Origin of the sequence: Micromonospora sp. DH14, from assembly GCF_029809455.1 — a bacterium.
GTDB classification, from domain to species: Bacteria; Actinomycetota; Actinomycetes; order Mycobacteriales; family Micromonosporaceae; genus Micromonospora; species Micromonospora parva.
This window is the reverse complement of record NZ_JARVKT010000071.1, coordinates 1-1,275: the sequence shown is the minus strand read 5'-3', so window position 1 is coordinate 1,275 and position 1,275 is coordinate 1. Positions and strand designations below refer to the sequence as shown.

2 rRNA genes are annotated in these 1,275 nt (G+C 55.9%); both read right to left on the bottom strand.

Going from position 1 to position 1,275, the window contains the following annotated elements:
• Nucleotides 1–37: 37 nt before the first annotated feature.
• A 5S ribosomal RNA gene (gene rrf, locus QCZ28_RS34365) occupies nt 38–154 on the bottom strand.
• 88 nt (nt 155–242) lie between these two features.
• Nucleotides 243–1,275: ribosomal RNA gene (locus QCZ28_RS34360) — 23S ribosomal RNA — on the bottom strand; the annotation flags it as partial.

The window sequence follows — 1,275 nt, the reverse complement described above, 5'->3', positions numbered from 1 at the left end:
AGGCCACCCCGTGAGGGGTGGCCTCTTCTGAAAGATTGTCCGGCGGCGTCCTACTCTCCCACACCCTCACGAGTGCAGTACCATCGGCGCTGGAGGGCTTAGCTTCCGGGTTCGGAATGTAACCGGGCGTTTCCCCTCCGCCATGACCGCCGTAACTCTATGAACATATCAAACAACCCCGGGCACACACACCAATGAGTGTTCGCTTGTTCAGAGTTGCACAGTGGACGCGTAGCAGCTTAGTAGTCAAGTCCTCGGCCTATTAGTACCGGTCAACTGAACCCGTTACCGGGCTTACATTTCCGGCCTATCAACCCAGTCGTCTAGCTGGGGGCCTTACCCCCACAAAGTGGGGTGGGATACCTCATCTTGAAGCAGGCTTCCCGCTTAGATGCTTTCAGCGGTTATCCCTTCCGAACGTAGCTAACCAGCCGTGCCCTTGGCAGGACAACTGGCACACCAGAGGTTCGTCCGTCCCGGTCCTCTCGTACTAGGGACAGCCCTTCTCAAGTATCCTACGCGCACGGCGGATAGGGACCGAACTGTCTCACGACGTTCTAAACCCAGCTCGCGTACCGCTTTAATGGGCGAACAGCCCAACCCTTGGGACCTGCTACAGCCCCAGGATGCGACGAGCCGACATCGAGGTGCCAAACCATCCCGTCGATATGGACTCTTGGGGAAGATCAGCCTGTTATCCCCGGGGTACCTTTTATCCGTTGAGCGACACCGCTTCCACTCGCAAGTGCCGGATCACTAGTCCCGACTTTCGTCCCTGCTCGACCTGTCAGTCTCACAGTCAAGCTCCCTTGTGTACTTGCACTCAACACCTGATTGCCAACCAGGCTGAGGGAACCTTTGGGCGCCTCCGTTACCTTTTAGGAGGCAACCGCCCCAGTTAAACTACCCACCAGACACTGTCCCTGAACCGGATAACGGTCCGAAGTTAGATACCCAAATCAACCAGAGTGGTATTTCAAGATTGCCTCCACCCATACTGGCGTATGGACTTCACCGGCTCCCACCTATCCTACACAAGCTAATTCGAGTACCAATGTCAAGCTATAGTAAAGGTCCCGGGGTCTTTCCGTCCTGCCGCGCGTAACGAGCATCTTTACTCGTACTGCAATTTCGCCGGGCCTGTGGTTGAGACAGTGGGGAAGTCGTTACGCCATTCGTGCAGGTCGGAACTTACCCGACAAGGAATTTCGCTACCTTAGGATGGTTATAGTTACCACCGCCGTTTACTGGCGCTTAAGTTCTCCGCTTCGCCCC